General features: G+C 48.4%; 4 protein-coding genes and 1 rRNA gene. 4 read left to right on the plus strand and 1 reads right to left on the minus strand.

Features of this window, described 5'->3' with window-relative positions; all coding sequences use genetic code 11:
* The coding region (locus tag Q7S09_04350) for a lamin tail domain-containing protein (GenBank protein MDO8558386.1) at nt 1-677 on the plus strand (677 nt) is incomplete at its 5' end.
* Between the two features lie 59 nt (nt 678-736).
* On the opposite strand, the gene Q7S09_04355 is transcribed toward Q7S09_04350, so the two are convergent.
* The gene (locus tag Q7S09_04355; GenBank protein ID MDO8558387.1) at nt 737-1117 is read right to left on the minus strand and encodes a hypothetical protein; all 381 of its coding nucleotides are present in this window, start codon (nt 1115-1117) and stop codon (nt 737-739) included.
* A gap of 216 nt (nt 1118-1333) precedes the next feature.
* Between Q7S09_04355 and Q7S09_04360 the strand changes: the two genes are divergently transcribed.
* The 3 genes from Q7S09_04360 to Q7S09_04370 all read left to right on the plus strand — a co-directional run.
* On the plus strand, nt 1334-2017 hold the full coding sequence (locus tag Q7S09_04360; GenBank protein ID MDO8558388.1) for a hypothetical protein: 684 nt from the start codon (nt 1334-1336) through the stop codon (nt 2015-2017).
* A 271-nt stretch (nt 2018-2288) separates the two neighbouring features.
* On the plus strand, nt 2289-2564 hold the full coding sequence (locus tag Q7S09_04365; GenBank protein ID MDO8558389.1) for a hypothetical protein: 276 nt from the start codon (nt 2289-2291) through the stop codon (nt 2562-2564).
* Nucleotides 2565-2856: 292 nt separating this feature from the next.
* Nucleotides 2857-4136 (plus strand): 23S ribosomal RNA (locus tag Q7S09_04370); the annotation flags it as partial.

Here is a 4136-nt window from a genome sequence, read left to right on the forward strand (position 1 = left end):
CTTTGCCCCCTCCGCCGGTCGTGAGTCAGACAACTCCAAGCCCCGCAACTTCTTCGGTTCAGGCAAACCCGGAACCAGCCCCGCCCAAAGAAGCCACTTCTACTCCTCCGGAGCCAACTCCTGCCCCAGTGGCGCCCCCGAGCCAAGTTGCTCCTGCGCCCCAGGAGAATACTGCCCCACCCGCAGAGCCAGCGGTTGCCACGCCAAGCACGGGTAAAATTCTTTTTTACGAGATACAGATTTCTGGCGGGACCGGAGCCACGAAGCATGATTTCATCCGAATTTATAATCCAAACGGGTTTAATGTGGATATAAGCGGATGGAAATTAAAAAAGAAAAGTAATAGCGGAACAGAGTCTTCTGTTAAAGTTATCCCAGGCGGTACGGCGCTCGTTCCCGGCGGAACTTTGATGTGGGCAAACAGTGAAGATGGTTTTGCCACAACGATTGGAGCGCAACTTTCCACCACCGTCACAATCTCCGCGGACAACAGCATCGCCCTTTTCGATTCAAGCGGAAACATTATAGATTCTGTGGCCTGGGGCGATGGAGCGAATCAATATATAGAGGGGGCGCCTTACCCGACAAACCCGGAAGGCGGGCAGATACTCCGCCGAAAGACGGACGGCCAGGTTTTGAAGGATACCGACAACAACGCTACGGATTTTTCGGTTTAGGAATATTCTGCTTTGCCAGGGTTTTTCGCTAGGTAGCAGGATTATTTGCTCTTGTTGGTTCAGCGATTTGCGAACAAAAAGTAAGCGACAACGCTGGAGGCTATCAAGATAGCAACAATCCCAATTATCAGCCAAATTTTATTACCGGAGGGTTTGACCGGTGGCGGAGTTGGGGCGGAATGCTGCGCCACTATCCTGTCTGTCTGGACATCAACGGATTGATTCGCCGTTTGCGCCACGGGTCCTGCCCCCTCTGCCGGTTTTGTGAATTGTTGCGCGTCTTCCAAGGCTGCCCGTTCTTCGTTTGCCTTAACAACAGCGAACACATTCGCGATTTCCGCCGGACTACGGCCCATGTTGAGCAGAGCGGTATGAATTGCGTCTTCCGACAGGCCGTTTAGTTTGCCTTCGACTACGAAACGGAATAAATCTACGTTCATATGTAGATTATACCCTAGTTTCGCGCGTGTTATAATTAGGAAATCTAAAACCCCCGCACCTAACGAAGAATTTTATTGATTTTTTTTATCTTTATTTTCCTTTTGGAAGCATGTAGCGATTGGATTTTGGAATTATCAGTGCTTTGGAAGAAAATAAACAAATCAGGTTCTTCGTTAGGTGATGGGGTAAAGGTCGGATAGTATAGAACTAATAAAATGGTTTCACAAAGTTGGTTTGATATTTTGGGAGGTTCGCTCCAAAACCTTTGGCTCGGGGTAGCCGGGTTTATGCCGAATTTTATTTTGGCAATAGTGGTGTTCGTTATCGGCCTGATTGTTGCCTCGCTTGTCGGGACGGTAGTGGAAAAAGTTTTTGAGTCCATAAAGCTGGACAGCTTAATCCAGAAGCTCGGGTTGGGGCCCTATTTTGAGCGGGCCGGCATAGAGCTTAAGAGCGCGCATTTTTTGGGCAGGGTTTTCTACTGGTTTATTCTTACCGCGTTTATCCTGGCTGTCGCCGACAGCTTAAGGCTGTTTGCCCTGTCTTCGTTCCTTAGGGATGTGCTTACCTATATTCCGAACGTGATTGTCGCGGCCTTGATTTTGCTTTCCTCGGTGGTGGTTGGGAATTTGGCGAGAAAGCTTATGACCGCGTCGGTTATGGGCGCCAAGCTTCACGCCGCGAAGTTTTTGGGGGCGCTCGTCTGGTGGGCGATAGTGACTTTCGGTTTCTTTACCGCGTTAAGCCAGCTTGGCATCGCAATCGCGATAATCCAAGCCCTTATTACCGGCTTTATCGCAATGCTCGCGCTTGCCGGAGGCTTGGCTTTCGGTTTGGGCGGTCGTGAATATGCCGCGCATCTTTTGGCGAAGCTGAAGAATGCTACTGAGAGTGAGTAGCCCCGACGCAAGGTCGGGGTTCCGACTTTCGTTTTGCGAAACGTCGGAAAATCTAGAATGTAGTAGTTGAATCTGCTACAATTATAAAAATCGTCCGCCGAGATCTGCTTTGGGTGTGTGCCGCTTTAACGTGTGAGGCGTTTAAGCGAGCCTCGCTCCTCTATAAAGAGGAACGAGAAGCGCCAAGAGCAGATGGAAGCGGGCGATTTTTTTGTTTGCAAAAGTTTTCGTTATTGCTAAGCTATATTTAGCAAAAGTGAAAGGAGACAAAATGTCTTCTTTAAAAATTGAACAGGGCCGGAAGATTCTCGGAATGATTGGCGACAAATCCGTCTCAGACGACGCAATCTACGACGCTTTCGTTGACTACACGAAAGACCGCTTTGACGGGCAGGGCGAACTGATTATTCCGACCCCCGAGGAAATTGATTTTGTTGAATATCTTGGAGGCGTTGCTCGCGCGGAAAGGCCCGAAGTTATGGAACGGCTTAGGAAATTTATTTCGGAAATGCACAAGGATTGCTGCGGACCGTTCGGACCATTTTGAGCGATACAATGCCCCTTATAATGGGGCATTTTCTTTTATAATGGAGCCCTTGACGAGTCAAAGGGTCTTCCTATATACTCATCCTTACGAATGAGAATCCAGAAAAAACCAATGAACCAAGCGGATTGAGCCCGTCATTTTGACGTAGAGCCAAAGCCGCTTGTCTCAGGCGGTTTTTTCGTATGACAGAAGGACTGATTTTTGAAAATTGAAGTACGTAATAAACAGGTAAGAAGCATTACCCGCACGCTTATTTCAATTTTAGGCGCGCGGGAGAATAAACCAGCATTGGGATGGCTGGCATAAGGGCGAATGGTGGATGCCTAGACATCAAAAGGCGATGAAGGACGCAGCGTAGCGGCGATACGCCTCGGGAAGGTGCGTAGCAACCGATGATCCGGGGATTTCCGAATGGGGCAACCCAATTGAGTAAACCTCAATTACCTTGGCGCAAGCTAAGGTGCGAACCTAGGGAAGTAAAACATTTCAGTACCTAGAGGAATAAAAAACAAAATTCGTTCTCTGTTTACAGAGAACCATACCCTGAGTAGCGGCGAGCGAAACGGGCATAGCCTAAACCAGAAGTTTTTCGCAAGATTAGTTTTTGGGGTTACAAGAATTAGACACTGGATTTAACCGGTGGGCAGAACTCTAGTGCCCAGCGGTTAGGTCTAAGGGAAAGTTACAAAATCGTTTGTTAGTCGAATTTGCTGGAAAGCAAAGCCAGAGCGGGTGATAGCCCCGTAGACGAAAACATACGAACTTTTTAGTCTTTTTTCTTAAGTACTTCAAGGTAAGAAAGCCTTGAAGGAAGTCGCCTGTACTATCAGGCAAGGCTAAATACTTTTGATGATCGATAGTGAACTAGTACCGTGAGGGAAAGGTGAAAAGCAGGCCGGTGAGGCCGTTGAAATAGAACCTGAAACCATTTGTCTACAAGGAACTAAAGTCCTTATCTTGCGCAGCAATGCGCGAGATGGACAATAGTGTGCCTATTGAAGAATGATCCAACGACTTTGTGCGCGTGGCTCGGATAATCCGCTTAGGCGGAGGATCCACAGGGAAACCAAGTCTTAAAAGGGCATACTCCTTTATTGGAGTGGTCGCGCGCATAAGACTCGAAGCCGGAAGAGCTTGCCTTGGGCAGGATGAACATGGGAGAAATCTCATGGGAGGTCCGTACCGGTGAGTTGTGCAACACTCTCGGATGACCTGAGGTAAGGAGTGAAAAGCTAATCGATTTCGGTAATAGCTAGTTCTCTCCGAAATAGTTTTAGGACTAGCGGCATGAAGTACCCGGTGGGGGTAGAGCACTGGATGATAGGTAATAGTCGAAAGACTGACCAATCAATCAAACTCCGAATACCATCGGCGGTATCATGGTAGTCAGTATGCGGGGGCTAAGCTCCGTGTACGTGAGGGGAACAGCCCAGACCACAAGCTAAGGTCCCTAAATTTGTGCTAAGTGTGAAAGGCAGTTTTGTACCGTTGACAGATAGGAGGTTGGCTTAGAGGTAGCCATCCTTTAAAGAGTGTGTAACAACTCACTATTCGATTGGTATGGGGCGCCGA

The sequence above is a fragment of the bacterium genome (assembly GCA_030649025.1).
In the GTDB taxonomy this organism is placed as follows: domain Bacteria; phylum Patescibacteriota; class Minisyncoccia; order JAUYLV01; family JAUYLV01; genus JAUSGO01.